The 262-nt window shown below is 52.3% G+C and carries 1 protein-coding gene; it reads left to right on the top strand.

Annotation, left to right across the window (positions count from 1 at the left end):
• The coding region (locus E0D98_RS26555) for a DUF4942 domain-containing protein (RefSeq protein ID WP_131891649.1) at positions 1-262 on the top strand (262 nt) is incomplete at both ends.

Genomic DNA, 262 nt, shown 5'->3' with positions numbered 1-262 from the left:
AATGTACTGGCAACATTCCGCCATCTGAATGCCAGCAAGATGCAGACATTTGAACAGGGACTGATTGATGTCTGGCGGAAATTGTCATGGGATTACAGAACCAATAATCCCTGCCGTCTGGGCAAGAGAATCATTATTGAAAACCTGCTGTACCGCTGGAGTAACGGGCGTGTGACGCTGGACTGCAGCGGACGGGAGGCACTGGATGACCTGGTACGTCCGTTTTATCTGCTGGAGGGGCGCAACGTTCCTGACTTCCGGA

Source organism: Escherichia sp. KCJ4928 (genome assembly GCF_004352695.1).
Taxonomy (GTDB): domain Bacteria; phylum Pseudomonadota; class Gammaproteobacteria; order Enterobacterales; family Enterobacteriaceae; genus ECMA0423.
The sequence above is the reverse complement of the archived record's forward strand: the minus strand, read 5'-3'. Positions and strand labels throughout refer to the sequence as shown.